We start from the raw sequence: 14,188 nt of genomic DNA, 5'->3' as shown, positions 1-14,188 counted from the left end.
GGTGGGGACGATTGTCGGGTTCCTGTTTCCCTCCCGCTGGCGGGAGGTGGCGCGGAGCGCCGGAGGGTGGTCGACCACGTCATCGTCACGTCGCCGAGCGCGCGCAGGGAGCCGGCGCGGCCCGCGTCGCCCTCGTGGTTCATCGCGAAGGTGAACCCGGTGACGCGCATCATCGGCGCGCTGCTCCTGTGCATCCCGATGTTCGTGAGCCTCGACGTGGTCTCCGCGTCCGTGGCGCTTGGGCTCGAGGTCGCGCTGCTGTGGATCGGCGGCGTGAACCCGATCCGCATCTGCCGCAGCACGTGGCCGGTGTGGATCGCCGCGGTCGGCGGCTTCATCTCCGTGCTGCTCTACGGACGCACGTCCGGCGAGATCCTGTTGACCGCCGGATGGATCGTCGTGTCCGAAGGCTCCGTATACCTCGCGTGCGCCACGTTCCTGCGCGTGCTCGCCATCGCCATCCCCGGCGTGGTGCTCGCGCTCGGCCTCGACCCGACCGACCTGGCCGACGGCCTCGTGCAGATCCTGCATCTCTCGCCCCGGTTCGTGTACGGCGGTCTCGCCGGCATGCGCATGTTCACGCTGCTGCAGGATGATTGGCGCGCGTTGGGATTGTCGCGCCGCTCGCGCGGGCTCGGCGACGGCAACGCGATCCAACGCGCGTTCTCGCAGGCGTTCGGTCTGCTGGTCCTGTCGATCCGGCGCGCCACGAAGCTCGCCACCGCGATGGAGGCGCGCGGCTTCGGCGGCGAAGGCCCGCGCTCGGCGGCGCGCGTCTCGCGTCTGCATCCGATCGACGCGGTGTTCTGCGCGATCTGCTTCGTGATCCCGTTCATCGCGCTCGGCGTCGCCGTCGCCACCGGCAACTGGCATTTCTCCTTCCAAGGCGCGTGACCGCGGGCGCGAGGCGGCCGTGTCTCGGCGGTTCACACCGTCCGGGCACGGTTCGCCGTATGGCGACACGCCGGTGGGGGAATCAAAACCGGTATACATGTTCCGGTCACCGGGCCGATTCGTAGACTCGTTCGTAATCGATGGATGGCGGCCCTTCAATGGGCGCGGAATGATTGGAGCGAACGATGACGAGCAGGGACATCGAACTCTACCGATCCGATGACGGCTCGGTGCAGCTTGAGGTCAACGTGCAAGGTGATACCGTGTGGCTGACCCAGGCACAGATGGCGGAACTATTCGGCACGAAAAGTCAAGCCATAGGAAAACACGTGTCCAATACTCTCTCTGATGGCGAGCTTGATGGGTCAACTTGTTCCAAAATGGAACAGGTTCGTGTCGAGGGGACCCGTCGGGTCAGACGCACAGTGAATGTGTACAACCTGGACATGGTTATTTCGGTGGGATACAGGGTCAATTCACGGCGCGCCACCAGTTTCCGCCGGTGGGCCACCGGCGTGTTGCGGCAATATCTAATGGAGGGATACGCCGTCAACGAGCGACGCCTGAACCAGCTGGAGAAGGTCGTCAAGGTGCTGGCCCGCAGTGAAGACCGGCTTGCCTCCGGCATCGCCGATGTGGTGTCGAGTTACCTGCCCGGGTTGAATATGCTCCGTGACTACGATGCGCACGCTCTCGCGCCGAATCCCAGGATGAGGCCGCCCATCTGCTGTATTTCATGGTGAAGGATCATCCGTTCGCCGATGGCAACAAGCGTATGGCGGCGGCTTCGTTCGTGGGATTCCTCGATGGGAACGCCGACGCCTTCGGCGATGGAGGAAAACCGGTCGTCACCAACAACGACCTCGCCGCCATCACGTTGTTGATCGCGGTAAGCGACCCCGGCGAGAAGGACCTTATGATTGACTTGGTGGAACGTATGCTGACGGTGACGGAAGTCCGAAAGTGAAGACTTTTGGGATGGCCGGTGGGGAGGGACGGTCTCTTCTTGTCTTGTCCGAATCGTGACGGCAGATTTCTCAGGCGCAGCGCGCCAAACTGATTGAATCGTTGTTCGTGCGCGGTATTGGCCAAGCCGATTCTGCGTATTCCGCTTTGCGGCGCGGCGGACGTTGCGCCATCGGTTGTGCATCCGGTGGCCGGTCGCCGTCATCCGCAGGGACTTCGCGTAGTCCAGGGATGTCGAACGCGTCCTGATGCAGTTCGTGTGCGGTCATTGGTTCTCCTGTTGTTTGGGATTCTCGGGCGGCTCTTTGGAGTCGTTCGTCGGGCTGCCGTCTTCGTCGGTTTTGCCGCTTTCGCGTTGACGCCAGCGTTCGACGGCGTCGATCATCTTGGGGTCGGCTTCCGCCGCGTAATAGGGATGGTAGTAGATGTTCGCCTCCGGGTATCCGGATGCGGGCAGGACGGTGATGCACAGGTCGTCGAGGGCTCGCGCGGCATCGTACGGGGCTTTTTGGAATCCGGCTTTGTAGTAGAGGTAGCCAAGGAATTCGTACGGATTGGGGACAGGTTTTTTGTTCCATCCAAGTCCCTCGTAAGCGAATGCAACTCGGGCGATGTCGTCCGAGGTTTTGCATTCGGTCTGCACATAGCGGAAGAACGCCTGTTGGACGGTATTCCACCCGTATTCGTCCACAAGATGTGTCGTCTGCTCTGCTAAAGTTTCCCATTTCTCATAGGGCTCCGAGTCGGAGCTATATCCAAAGAACGATTTAATCCGGTTCTCGAGTTCGGGTATCTTACTCATTTTTTCCTCCAGATAAATGTGCTGCTGAACAGTTTGTGGTTTATATTGTAGATTTTGCGTAGTGCCGTCTCTACCTTGTCCATGGATTTGGAACTCGGCCTGAAGTGGCCACTCTGGTCGTCGAAGGACACGATTTTTCCACCTCGGATAGTCAGGAGACCGGCAGCCTGCACGATTGGGTCCTTGCCTCCAAGCAGCGTGGGATGTGGTGAGCGCCCCTTCGAGTTGTACGGGTTGCGCCTTGCTCCGAAGATGATGCGTCCATCAGCGTTCAGCACGTACATGAAGGTACCGGAAGCATTCTTCCCTCCGAACATGATCGAGTCGCCTTTAACCGCTTTCTCGAGGTCGATGCGGGACGGGTTCTTGAAGTACCCCCTGCCGGGTTTGTAGATGCCGGCTTTCTTGTCGAGTTCGAGCATCGATTTGACGGTGAGCAAGTGGCCGAGGTCATCTCGATGCTCACCAGAGTGTCGGGGAATCGTATGGGCACGTCTGCTGATCCATCTCAAGTGTCGAAGGAAACCCTCCGCAAGATGTCTTCAAATGATGAGTCATTCACGAAGAAGTTGGCCAATGCCGTCTTTCCGATTACATATCGTTGAAAAACAAACAGGATCGCAGAAGCGCACAAGTGCGGCTGGAGACGGCCGAGCGGGAACTCAGCGACCTTAAATTGGCGGCCGATCAGAAACTGTTCGAGGAAGGCATCGCCGCATTAGAGCGCGTTATCGAACTCAAAGCGACGATCAGCGAACTGCTGCAGAAGCGTGATCTGCTGTCCGCAAAAATCGGCATCATCGACAGGGCGGGAATCTCCCGGCACGATGTCGATGTCCGGCAGATCGAGGCGTTGCGGCAGTTCTTCCCGAATGTGGATACCGGAAGAATAGGGGAGATAGAGGCCTTTCACCACAAACTGACCGAGATCCTCGGTGACGAGCTCGCCTCGCAGAAGAAACAGTACCGATTGATGATCGGTGCCGTCGACAATCAGATCAACCGATTGAGGACCGAACTCGCCGATATGGGGCAGACCGGAACGCTGAGCACGGAGGAGTGGAACAAAGCGGGTGAGCTGAACGGCGTCATCCAACGGTTGCAGGCGCAGATCGGTGCCTGGGACAAGACGGAAACGCTGAAAACGACGATGCAGGAGGCTTCCGAGGCATTGCGGGCACGAAGGCCGCTGCTCATCAAGCAGATGGCCGATACAGTCAATGCCTCGTTGAGACAACTGAACGATGCCGTCGATGCCGGGAACAATCCACCTGAGCTGCACATATCGGAGACGCGGAACGGAAAGCAGTCGTATACCTTCGGCACTGAACGGGACACCGGTGCCGGCACCCGCGCGAAGGACGTTGTTCTCCTCGATCTGACGGTTCTGGAGCATACGGCTCTTCCGGTGCTCATCCATGATTCGACGCTGCTGAAGAACATTGGAGACGAGCCGATCGAATCCATCATGGCGTTGTATGCGAAGACGGACGTGCAGGACAAGCAGGTGTTCATCGCTTTCGACAAACGTGGATCGTACTCCGAGAAAACGCAGCGGATCGTAGACGACCATACCGTCGTCTCCCTGAACGCCGACGGACGGTCGCTCTACGGCAGAAGATGGAACAAGATCGAAGAACAATCGGACACGCAGAGTGGTGGACTTGCGGAAAGCGTTGCATGACGCATTCGATCGGGCATCGATCTGGTGAGTGCCGACTGCATCGCCGAACCGGAGAGGAGCCATACGGTGAGCTGATTCGGTCGTCGTGATCGTCAAAAGACGTGATTGCAATTAATGTTGTCTTACTAACATTAAACATTCTTAATGTTATCTTCCTTAATGTTGTCGCTATAATATTAATGAAGATGACCTTGTGGTTAGGAGCGAAGGGCGTATGGGATTCGTAGGCAGGGACGAGGAACTCGGTGTGCTGGACCACCACTATTCGCTGGGCAAATTCCAGATGATCGTGGTATATGGGCGTCGCCGCGTGGGTAAGACCGCGTTGCTGTCGAAATTCTGCGAGGAGCGCCCGACGCTGTGGTTCACGGCCAAAGAACAGAGCGCGGCGATGAACCTGCGTGGTTTTTCCTCGGAGGCCCGCCGGTTTTTCGGGGAGACCGAGGACAGCGGGCCGTTCCGAACCTGGGAGGACGCGTTCTCGTACGTCGCCCGAAAAGCCAAGGAGGAGAAACGACGGTTCGTGTTCGTGTTCGATGAGTTCCCGTATGCGGCCTCCGTGGAACCCGGTCTGCCGTCCGTGCTGCAGATAGCCATCGACCACCAGTTCAAGGACACCCGGGTCATGATGATTCTGTGCGGCAGCAACGAGGGATTCATGGAGGGCAAAGTACTCGGCTACCACAGTCCTTTGTACGGCAGGCGGAACGCGCAGATCCAGCTCAAGCCGTTCGACCTGTTCGACGCGTGTCGCATGATGCCCGGAAACGCGGACTGGAAGGACCGCATCCAGTACTACGCGGTGTTCGGCGGCACGCCCTACTATCTGGAGCAGATCGATTCGGCCATGACGTTCCAGGAGAACGTCATGGTGCAATGCTTCAGCCAATCCGGTCTGCTCTATCAGGAACCCATGATGCTCCTTCGTCAGGAGCTGCGCGAGCCGGCCGCATATAGTTCCGTGCTGGATGCGATCGGTTCGGGGCGGACCCGGCCGAAGGAGATCGCCGAATACGCCGGCGTCGAACAGAATGCGATAGGCGCGTATCTTCGTACGCTCGAACAGTTGAAGATCATCGAACGGCAGGTCCCGTTCGGCGAGAATCCGATTCGTTCCCGCAAGGGGTTGTGGAAGCTCCGCGATCCGTTCTTCGCATACTGGTATCGGTTCGTCGCGCCGTCCACGCAGATGATCGATGCGCGGCGTGGGCGCGCGGCAGGCCGTATCGGCACCGAAGGCCCGGCGTTCGACACCTATGTCGGACAGCAGTTCGAGACCATGTGTCTGCAGTGGTTGCTGAAGCATTACGATGACGGCCAGGACGAGTTCGTTCCGACCGACATGGGCAAGTGGTGGGGCAACGATCCGATGCGACGGGAGCAGGCCGACATCGACATCGTCATGGCGGACTCGTTCAACCATAAGGTGTTGCTGGGCGAATGCAAGTGGCGAGAGAACGTGAACGAAACCGAAACCATCGATACGCTCAAAAGCAGATCGCCTTTGGTCAAGGAGGCGGGAGAGCGGATTCTCTATCTGTTCACCAAACATCCCGCAAGCGAGACGACCCGGCGTAAAGCCACATTGGAGGAGAACCTGCACCTGGTCGACGCCGAGCACATGCTTTCATGACATCGCCGTTCGGATGAAAGCCGACGGCCGCGGCCCGGTGCCCCGTGCCCGGTGCCGCGGCGCGGTAGGCGTGACGGTAGGGTGGAGGGCATGCCCATCAACCATGCAGTGATCGACAATCCGAAATCCGACCGAATCAAGCGCGTCGCCGGACTCGCGCGCCCGGCCGGCCGTGAACGCTCCGGCCGTTTCCTCATCGAAGGCCCGCAGTCCGTGCGCGAGGCCGTCACATGGCGTCCCGACGTGGTGAGCGACCTGTACGTCGCGATCGACGTCGACCCCGACGGCGAACCGTACCTGTCCGACACGCTCGCCGTGATCGTCGACAAGTCGCAGGAATCCCGCAAGACGCCGATCTACGTGCATCACGTCACACGCGAGGTGATGGCCAAGATCAGCAAGGACGCGCAGGGCATCGTCGCCGTGGGCGACATCGAGACGCTCCACACGGAGATCTCCGCCGTCCGTCTCTCCGAACGCCCGCTCATCGCCGCGTTCTGGCAGGTGCGCGACCCGGGCAACGCGGGCACCGTGATCCGCGCCGCGGACGCCGCCGGATGCGACGCGGTCGTGTTCGTCGACGAATGCGTCGACCCGCTGAACCCGAAGGTCATCCGTTCGACCGCCGGATCCCTGTTCCACATCCCCGTGCTCCGCATGGACACCGGCACCTTCCTCAAGTGGATGGAACGCGACGATCTCAACACCATCGCCGCCGACGTGTACGGCACGCCGGAACGCAAGCCCGAAACGCTGCCCGACGTGCTCGCCGAACGCGCGGCGGACGCGGCGGGCGCGACGCGCGGCGCGAACGGCGTGCGCGGCGACGCCGTGCTGTTCGGCAACGAGGCGAGGGGACTGCCCGCCGCCATCCTCGAACGCATGGACCGCATCGTGTCGATCCCGCTGTACGGCAAGGCCGAATCGCTGAACCTCGGCACGTCCGCCGCGGTCATGCTCATGAGCCTCGCCATGAGCGGACGCTGAGACGCATGGACATGTGCCGGCCGCATGTCGGTCGCATGCCGACCATGCGCCGACCGCCCCGCGACCACGTGATGGAACCGGGCGGCCATGTCGAGTCATACCGTGACAATGTGATGTTGGACAACGCTTGGGGAAACGCGTGTTTTCGCGTGTCTCCCCACGTGCAATGCACGTCAGTGAAGCAGATATAAAGGAAAGGGTGCTCGTGGCAGAAGCGCTATTCGATGCGCAAGCGGTGACCGATGCGGTCGCCGAAGGCATCGCGAAAATCCAGAACGCCTCCACGCTGGAGGAATTGAAGGCCATCAAGAGCGAATACGCCGGAGCCGACTCGGCGATGACGCAGGCCAGCAAGGCCATCGGGGCACTGCCCAAGGACCAGAAGAAGGACGCCGGCAAGCTCATGGGCAAGCTGCGCGCCGACTTCGGCCGCGCCTACGGCCCCAAGGAGAAGGAGCTCAAGGAGGCCGCCGAGGCCGCCGCGCTCGCCGCCGAGACCGTCGACATGACGCTGCCGGTCGCGCGCAAGCCGCTCGGCGCGCGCCACCCGCTCGCCAAGCTCATGGAGGACGTCGAGGACTTCTTCATCTCCATGGGATGGCAGATCTCCGCCGGCCCCGAAGTGGAGGCCGAATGGTACAACTTCGACGCCCTCAACTTCGGCCCGGACCATCCGGCCCGCCAGATGCAGGACACCTTCTACGTGAAGGGCAACCAGGCGAAGGACGCCGCCGGCTTCGTCGGCTCCAACATGGTCGTGCGCACGCAGACCTCGTCCGACCAGGTGCGCGCCCTGCTGTCGCGCGGCGTGCCGCTGTACATCGCCTCCCCGGGCCGCGTGTTCCGCACCGACGAGCTCGACGCCACCCACACCCCGGTGTTCCACCAGTGCGAGGCGCTCGCCGTCGACAAGCACCTGACCATGGCCGACCTCAAGGGAGTGCTCGACAAGCTCGCCGTCGCCATGTTCGGCCCGGAGGCCAAGACCCGTCTGCGTCCGAGCTACTTCCCGTTCACCGAGCCGAGCGCCGAGCTCGACCTGTGGTTCCCCGACAAGAAGGGCGGCCCGGGCTGGCTCGAATGGGGCGGCTGCGGCATGGTCAACCCGAACGTGCTCAAGTCCGCGGGCATCGACCCGAACGAGTACACCGGCTTCGCGTTCGGCGTGGGCATGGAGCGCACGCTGCTGCTGCGTTCCGACATCAACGACATGCACGACCTCGTCGAGGGCGACGTGCGTTTCGCCGAACAGTTTGTGATGGGGGAGTGATTACCCATGCCTATGGTTGATATCGATTGGCTCAAGGAGCACGTCGAGGTTCCGTCCGGCCTCACCTACGAGCAGCTCGCCAAGGACCTGGTCAAGGTCGGCCTCGAGGAGGAGGAGATCCACGCCTCCCAGGTGACCGGCCCGATCGTCGTCGGCTACGTGGTCGACGCCACCCCGGAGCCGCAGAAGAACGGCAAGATCATCAACTGGTGCCATGTCGACGTCGGCGACGAATACAACGAGACCGACGAGAACGGCAACAAGGTGCCGCGCGGCATCATCTGCGGCGCGCCGAACATGGCCGCCGGCGAGAAGGTCGTCGTGACCCTGCCGGGCGCCGTCCTGCCCGGTGATTTCCGCATCGAGCCGCGCAAGACGTACGGCCACATCTCCAACGGCATGTGCGCCTCCGAGCGTGAGCTCGGCCTCGGCGACGACCACAACGGCATCATCCTGCTGCGCCACTACGGCTTCACGCCCGAGGAATACGAGGCCTTGAAGCCCGGCGACGACGCGATGCACCTGCTGCACCTCGACCAGCCGCTGCTGGAGATCAACATCACGCCGGACCGCGGCTACACGCTGTCCTACCGCGGCGTGGCCCGCGAATACCACCACTCCACCGGCGCCGCGTACACGGACCCGGTCAAGGAGCTCAACGCCCGCGTGCCCGTCGCCGCCGGCGAGGCCTCCGGCACCGTGCCGGACATCCAGGTCGAGATCGACGACAACAACCCGATCCACGGCGTGCCCGGCTGCGACCGCTACTATGCGCGCGCCATCCGCGGCTTCGACCCGACCTCGCGCACGCCGAACTGGATGCGCCGCCGTCTCATCCGCGCCGGCGTGCGCTCCATCTCGCTCGCCGTGGACGTCACCAACTACGTGATGCTCGACCTCGGCCAGCCGATGCACGCCTACGACATGGACAAGCTCGAAGGCCCGATTGTCGTGCGCCGCGCGAACGAGGGCGAGAAGCTCGTCACCCTCGACGGCAAGGAGCACGAGCTCAGCCCCGAGGACCTGCTCATCACCGATTCGCCGAACGGGCAGCGCGCCTCGCGCATCATCGGTCTCGCCGGCGTGATGGGCGGCCTGTACGGCGAGGTGACCGCCGAGACGAAGAACATCCTGCTCGAGGCCGCGCACTTCGACCAGGTGTCCATCGCCCGTTCCGCCCGCCGCCACAAGATCCCGTCCGAGGCGTCCCGCCGCTTCGAGCGCGGCGTCGACTACCAGCTGCAGCCGGCCGCCGCGCAGATGGCCGCCGACCTGCTCATCAAGTACGGCGACGGCGAGGCCAGCGAGAAGCCGACCGACGTGAACAACACGCACCGCCGCAAGGCCATCCACTTCAAGGCCTCCGAGGTGAAGCGCGTCGCCGGTCTCGACACCGGCGTGAACGCCATCTCCGACATCCTCACCGACATCGGCTGCACCGTGGCCGGCGGCGGCAACGGCGAATTCTCCGTCACCCCGCCCACCTGGCGTCCGGACCTGAACGAGCCGTGCGACCTGGTCGAGGAGGTCGCGCGTCTCGTCGGCTACGACGAGATCCCCGTCACCGTGCCGCCGGCGCCGGTCAAGGGCGCGGTCGGCCTGACCGCCGACCAGCTGCGCCGTCGCCGCGTCGCCGACGAGCTCGCCGAATACGGCATGGTGGAGGCCCTGAGCTACCCGTTCGTGGGCGACAACGACTACAAGGCGTTCGGCTACGACGCGGAGGCCACCAAGAAGGTCAGCGTCGAGATCGCGAACCCGCTGTACGGCGACCGCCCGTACCTGCGCCGCCACATCCTGCCCACGCTCGCCGCGACCGTGCAGCGCAACATCCGCCGTGGCATCGAGAACGTGTCGCTCTACGAGCTCGGCCACGTGTACCTGTGGAACCCGGACGCGCCCGCCATCCCGGCCCTGCCCGGCGGCGTGAAGCCCACGCCCGAGCAGCTCGCCGCGCTCGACGCCGGCCTGCCCGACCAGCCCGACCACGTGGCCGGCATCCTGACCGGTCTCGCCGAGAACACCGGCTGGCTGGGCGGCAAGCGTCCGGTCGACTGGTCCGACGCGGTCGAGGCCGTGCACCGCATCGCCGACCGTCTCGGCGCCGCCATCGAGCTCGACCAGCCGGCCGCCGCCGACGTGCCCGCACAGTGGCATCCGGGCCGTTTCGCCCGTGTGAACGCCGCCGGCACGTTCGTCGGCTTCGTCGGCGAGCTCCACCCGCACGTCAACGAGGCGCTCGGCTTCCCCGAGCACTCCGCCGCGTTCGAACTGAACCTCACCGCGCTGTTCTCGACGCTCGACGGCAAGCCGGTGCAGGCCAAGCCGATCTCCACGTTCCCGCCCGTCAAGCAGGACCTCGCATTCACCGTGGACGACAAGGTGACCGCCGCCCAGCTGGAGGACGTGGTGCGCGAGGCCGCCGGCGCGAACCTCGAATCCATCGAACTGTTCGACGTGTTCACCGGCGAGCAGGTCGGTGAGGGCAAGAAGTCCCTCGCCTTCGCGGTGGTGTTCCGTTCGCCGGACAAGACCCTGTCCGCCGAGGACAGCGAGGCGATCCGCAAGGCCATCGTCGACAAGGCCGCCGAGCTCGGCGCACAGTTGCGCGCCTGAGCCGCCGGCCGCGTTCCGGCCCGTTCCGGACGGCTTTTCGGCCTGGCTTTCGGCCCGGCGGCCATGAACCGCTGGGCCGAAAGCGAAACGACATAAGTTAACATAAGGTGCAACACGAGGAGGACCCGATGAGCGCACCCGGACAGCAGCCGAACGATCCCGCACAGCAGACGGGAGGGAACGGCGTCGCACCGGGGGCGGGCTCACCGGGTCCCGTCGTATCCGGGCAGCCGCAGTACGGGCAGTACGCGCAACCCGACTACGGCGCGATGCTGAGCCAGTTCGGCCCCGACTACAACCCGTACCTGTACGGCGCACCCGACCCCGAGCCGCAGAAGGACGATGCGGGGGAGACCGCGCAGGCGGCGCGGCAGCGGATGCCGCAGCGCACGCCGGGCGCGGCGTATCCCGGCGGATACGGGCAGAACGGCCCGTATGGCGGGGCGCAAGGGCCGCAGGGGCCGTACGGACAGCAGGGGCCGAACGGCCCGTATCCGCAGAACGGCCCCTATGCGCCGAACGGGAATCCGAACGGTAATCCGACGGTTCCGGGCAACGGCGCGAACGACGGCCATACGCCGCGCTACTTCTACGGCATCGACGTGAACGACCCCAACCAGAACCCGCTGTACGGGCGTTGGGACTCCTATGCGATCATCGCCTTCGTGTTCGCCCTCGTCTTCAGTGTGCCCCTGTTGCCGACCGTCATGGGCGTCATCTCCGTGTGGCGCACCGGCACCTTCCATATGAAGGGCCGCGGGCTCGCCATCGCCGCGATCGTCATCAACCTCATCACCACCGCGGTGCAGATCTGGATGTGGGTCAACGGCATCGACGTGACCGACCTCACCAACCAGATGCTCAACATGGTCGGCGGCGGTTCCGGTTCCGGAGACACGATGACCACGTGACCACGCCGATCGCGTGGACGGCGACGGCGGGATGCGTGTCACCGTCCGCGCGCCGTCTCGACACGTGATTACATAATTATGCAATAGTCTGCATAGGTATGTATGCTCGTGGGTATTGCCCATGAAGTGAAGGACGTGATATGGCGAAATACACGGTGGCCGTGGCGGGTGCCACGGGTTATGCGGGAGGCGAGGCGCTGCGCATTCTGGCCGCCCATCCCGCGTTCGAGGTGACCTGCGTGGCGGGCCACTCCTCGGTGGGGGACAAGCTCGGCAAGCACATGCCGCACATCCCGCAGCTGGCGGATCTGACCGTCGAAGACACCACCCCCGAGGTCCTGAACGGTCACGACGTGATCATCCTCGCGCTGCCGCACGGCGCCTCCGGCAAGCTGGCGTCCCAGCTCGACCCGGACGCGGTCGTCGTCGACCTCGGCGCCGACCACCGCCTCGAGGAGAAGAGCGCGTGGGACGAGTTCTACGGCGGTGACTTCTACGAGCATTGGACCTACGGCATGCCCGAGCTCATCACCGGCAAGGCCGCCGACGGCTCGTACACGCGTCAGCGCGCCGAACTGCCCGGAACCAAGCGCATCGCCGGCCCCGGCTGCAACGTGACCGCCACCACGCTGGCCCTGCAGCCCGGCGTCGCCGAAGGCCTCGTCGAGCACACGGACATCGTCGCCGACCTCGTCGTCGGCTACTCCGGCGCCGGCAAGAACCTCAAGCGCACCAACCTGCTCGCCGCCGAGGCGTTCGGCTCCGCCCTGCCGTACGGCGTGGGCGGCACGCACCGCCACATCCCCGAGATCCTGCAGAACCTCGCGCACGCCGCCGGCCTCGACGCCGCGGCCGCCGACGGCTTCACGCTCGGCTTCACGCCGGTGCTCGCGCCCATGTCGCGCGGCATCCTCGCCTGCGTGAGCGCGAAGATGACCGACAAGGCGAAGACGATGAGCGACGGGGAGATCCGCGACGTGTGGGCCCACGCCTACGAAGGCCAGGACTTCATGGTGCTGCTGCCGGAAGGCGCCCTGCCCGCCACGGCGAACATCATCGGTTCGAACGCCGCCCACATCCAGGTCGTCACCGACCGCAAGGCCGGCCGCATCATCGCGTTCGCCGCCATCGACAACCTCAACCGCGGCACCGCCGGCCAGGCGGTGCAGTCCCTGAACATCGCCCTCGGCCTTCCCGAAGACCAGGGCCTGACCAAGATCGGAGTCGCCCCGTGAGCGTCACATTCGCACAAGGATTCGCCGCATCCGGCGTCGAGGCGGGCATCTCCGCCGTCGCCGGCAAGAAGGACCTCGCGCTCGTCGTCAACAACGGCCCGCTCGACGCGGCCGCCGGCGTGTTCACCTCCAACCGTTTCTGCGCCGCGCCCGTCCAGTGGTCGCGCAAGGTCGTCGCCGACGGCCACGTCAAGGCCGTGATCCTCAACTCCGGCGGCGCCAACGCGTGCACCGGCGCCGAAGGCTACGCGCAGTCCAAGGCCACCGCCGAGACCGTCGCCGCGCTCGTCGGCGCGGAACCGGACGACGTGGCCGTGTGCTCCACCGGCCTCATCGGCGAACTGCTGCCGCTCGACCACGTGCTCGACGGCGCGAAGGCCGCCCACGCGGCGCTCTCCGCCACGCCGGAAGCCGGCGCGGACGCCTCCCACGCCATCATGACCACCGACACCAAGCCGAAGACCGTCGAACTCGAAGGCGCGGGCGGCTGGAGGATCGGCGGCATGGTCAAGGGCTCCGGCATGATCGCCCCGCAGCTGGCCACCATGCTGTGCGTCATCACCACCGACGCCGTCGTCTCCGCCGGACAGCTCCAGGCGGCGCTCGCCGTCGCCGCCGAACACTCGTTCAACCGCATCGACGTGGACGGCTGCATGTCCACCAACGACACGGTGCTCCTGCTCGCCTCCGGCGCCTCCGGCGTCGAACCCGACAAGGACGAGTTCAACAAGCTCGTCAAGGACGCCTGCGCCTCCCTCGCCCGCCAGATCATCGGCGACGGCGAAGGCGCCAGCCACGACATCCGCATCACCGTCACCGGCGCCACCACCGAGGACGCGGCGCTCGCCTGTGGCCGAGCCGTCGCCGCCTCCAACCTGCTCAAGTGCGCGATCAGCGGCAACGACCCGAACTGGGGGCGCATCGTCTCCTCGCTCGGCACCGTGCCGCCGGAAGTCGCACCCTACGATTCCGACAAGGTGACCGTCGACGTCAACGGCGTGCGCATCTGCGAGAACGGCGGCGCCGGACGCGACCGCTCCGAGGTCGACATGACCCCGCGCGAGGTCCACATCGACATCGACCTCAACGCCGGAGACGCCGAGGCGACCGTCTGGACCGACGACCTCACCCACGAATACGTCCACATCAACGCGGACTACGAAAGCTGACCCCACAACAAGTCATGCTCC

Annotated in this window: 14 protein-coding genes; 11 read left to right on the top strand and 3 right to left on the bottom strand. The window is 64.5% G+C overall.

Annotated features, from left to right (window positions below; genetic code table 11):
* The first annotated feature begins 66 nt into the window (after positions 1–66).
* The 3 genes from Uis4E_RS02200 to Uis4E_RS12135 all read left to right on the top strand — a co-directional run bounded on the left by Uis4E_RS02200 (position 67) and on the right by Uis4E_RS12135 (position 1,861).
* A complete protein-coding gene (locus tag Uis4E_RS02200) occupies positions 67–894 on the top strand; it encodes an energy-coupling factor transporter transmembrane component T family protein (RefSeq protein WP_243394275.1) in 828 nt (275 codons plus the stop codon).
* A gap of 185 nt (positions 895–1,079) precedes the next feature.
* Positions 1,080–1,637 (top strand): virulence RhuM family protein, encoded by a 558-nt coding sequence (locus Uis4E_RS02195; protein ID WP_101621649.1) that lies wholly within the window; start codon positions 1,080–1,082, stop codon positions 1,635–1,637.
* Entirely contained in the window at positions 1,631–1,861 is a 231-nt protein-coding gene (locus tag Uis4E_RS12135; protein WP_243394274.1) for a Fic family protein, read from the top strand. Before Uis4E_RS02195 ends, Uis4E_RS12135 begins: the two co-directional genes overlap by 7 nt.
* Before the next feature lie 70 nt (positions 1,862–1,931).
* Here the strand turns inward: Uis4E_RS12135 and Uis4E_RS11630 are convergent, their stop codons facing one another.
* Genes Uis4E_RS11630 through Uis4E_RS02180 form a run of 3 tightly spaced genes read right to left on the bottom strand, consistent with a single transcriptional unit; the run spans position 1,932 to position 3,102 of the window.
* The gene (locus Uis4E_RS11630; protein ID WP_133125378.1) at positions 1,932–2,129 is read right to left on the bottom strand and encodes a hypothetical protein; all 198 of its coding nucleotides are present in this window, start codon (positions 2,127–2,129) and stop codon (positions 1,932–1,934) included.
* Positions 2,126–2,662 (bottom strand): hypothetical protein, encoded by a 537-nt coding sequence (locus Uis4E_RS02185; protein WP_133125377.1) that lies wholly within the window; start codon positions 2,660–2,662, stop codon positions 2,126–2,128. Before Uis4E_RS02185 ends, Uis4E_RS11630 begins: the two co-directional genes overlap by 4 nt.
* On the bottom strand, positions 2,659–3,102 hold the full coding sequence (locus Uis4E_RS02180; protein ID WP_165784807.1) for a hypothetical protein: 444 nt from the start codon (positions 3,100–3,102) through the stop codon (positions 2,659–2,661). The genes Uis4E_RS02185 and Uis4E_RS02180 overlap by 4 nt, the downstream gene beginning before the upstream one ends.
* 194 nt (positions 3,103–3,296) lie before the next feature.
* Between Uis4E_RS02180 and Uis4E_RS02175 the strand changes: the two genes are divergently transcribed.
* From Uis4E_RS02175 to argJ, 8 genes are all read left to right on the top strand, one after another.
* A complete protein-coding gene (locus Uis4E_RS02175; protein ID WP_101621645.1) occupies positions 3,297–4,346 on the top strand; it encodes a DUF2326 domain-containing protein in 1,050 nt (349 codons plus the stop codon).
* Between the two features lie 214 nt (positions 4,347–4,560).
* The gene (locus Uis4E_RS02170) at positions 4,561–5,979 is read left to right on the top strand and encodes an ATP-binding protein (RefSeq protein WP_101621644.1); all 1,419 of its coding nucleotides are present in this window, start codon (positions 4,561–4,563) and stop codon (positions 5,977–5,979) included.
* A gap of 90 nt (positions 5,980–6,069) precedes the next feature.
* Positions 6,070–6,966, top strand: a complete 897-nt coding sequence (locus tag Uis4E_RS02165; RefSeq protein WP_101621643.1) for a TrmH family RNA methyltransferase — start codon at positions 6,070–6,072, stop codon at positions 6,964–6,966.
* A 166-nt stretch (positions 6,967–7,132) separates the two neighbouring features.
* Positions 7,133–8,236, top strand: a complete 1,104-nt coding sequence (pheS, locus tag Uis4E_RS02160; protein ID WP_101621642.1) for a phenylalanine--tRNA ligase subunit alpha — start codon at positions 7,133–7,135, stop codon at positions 8,234–8,236.
* 6 nt (positions 8,237–8,242) lie between these two features.
* The gene (gene pheT / locus Uis4E_RS02155; RefSeq protein ID WP_101621641.1) at positions 8,243–10,852 is read left to right on the top strand and encodes a phenylalanine--tRNA ligase subunit beta; all 2,610 of its coding nucleotides are present in this window, start codon (positions 8,243–8,245) and stop codon (positions 10,850–10,852) included.
* Positions 10,853–10,980: 128 nt separating this feature from the next.
* The gene (locus Uis4E_RS02150) at positions 10,981–11,763 is read left to right on the top strand and encodes a collagen-like domain-containing protein (RefSeq protein ID WP_101621640.1); all 783 of its coding nucleotides are present in this window, start codon (positions 10,981–10,983) and stop codon (positions 11,761–11,763) included.
* Between the two features lie 140 nt (positions 11,764–11,903).
* A complete protein-coding gene (gene argC / locus Uis4E_RS02145) occupies positions 11,904–12,998 on the top strand; it encodes an N-acetyl-gamma-glutamyl-phosphate reductase (protein WP_101621639.1) in 1,095 nt (364 codons plus the stop codon).
* On the top strand, positions 12,995–14,167 hold the full coding sequence (gene argJ / locus Uis4E_RS02140; protein WP_101621638.1) for a bifunctional glutamate N-acetyltransferase/amino-acid acetyltransferase ArgJ: 1,173 nt from the start codon (positions 12,995–12,997) through the stop codon (positions 14,165–14,167). The genes argC and argJ overlap by 4 nt, the downstream gene beginning before the upstream one ends.
* Positions 14,168–14,188 lie beyond the last annotated feature (21 nt).

It is taken from the genome of Bifidobacterium parmae (genome assembly GCF_002860365.1).
Classification (GTDB): Bacteria; Actinomycetota; Actinomycetes; order Actinomycetales; family Bifidobacteriaceae; genus Bifidobacterium; species Bifidobacterium parmae.
This window is presented reverse-complemented; position numbering and strand designations above follow the sequence as displayed.

Bases quoted from the DNA above. Each gene is read 5' to 3' on its own strand.
- Uis4E_RS02195 (WP_101621649.1), top strand. From the start codon at position 1,080: ATGACGAGCAGGGACATCGAACTCTACCGATCCGATGACGGCTCGGTG.
- Uis4E_RS12135 (WP_243394274.1), top strand. From the start codon at position 1,631: ATGGTGAAGGATCATCCGTTCGCCGATGGCAACAAGCGTATGGCGGCG.
- Uis4E_RS11630 (WP_133125378.1), bottom strand. From the start codon at position 2,129: ATGACCGCACACGAACTGCATCAGGACGCGTTCGACATCCCTGGACTA.
- Uis4E_RS02185 (WP_133125377.1), bottom strand. From the start codon at position 2,662: ATGAGTAAGATACCCGAACTCGAGAACCGGATTAAATCGTTCTTTGGA.
- Uis4E_RS02170 (WP_101621644.1), top strand. From the start codon at position 4,561: ATGGGATTCGTAGGCAGGGACGAGGAACTCGGTGTGCTGGACCACCAC.
- Uis4E_RS02165 (WP_101621643.1), top strand. From the start codon at position 6,070: ATGCCCATCAACCATGCAGTGATCGACAATCCGAAATCCGACCGAATC.
- pheS (WP_101621642.1), top strand. From the start codon at position 7,133: ATGCACGTCAGTGAAGCAGATATAAAGGAAAGGGTGCTCGTGGCAGAA.
- pheT (WP_101621641.1), top strand. From the start codon at position 8,243: ATGCCTATGGTTGATATCGATTGGCTCAAGGAGCACGTCGAGGTTCCG.
- Uis4E_RS02150 (WP_101621640.1), top strand. From the start codon at position 10,981: ATGAGCGCACCCGGACAGCAGCCGAACGATCCCGCACAGCAGACGGGA.
- argC (WP_101621639.1), top strand. From the start codon at position 11,904: ATGGCGAAATACACGGTGGCCGTGGCGGGTGCCACGGGTTATGCGGGA.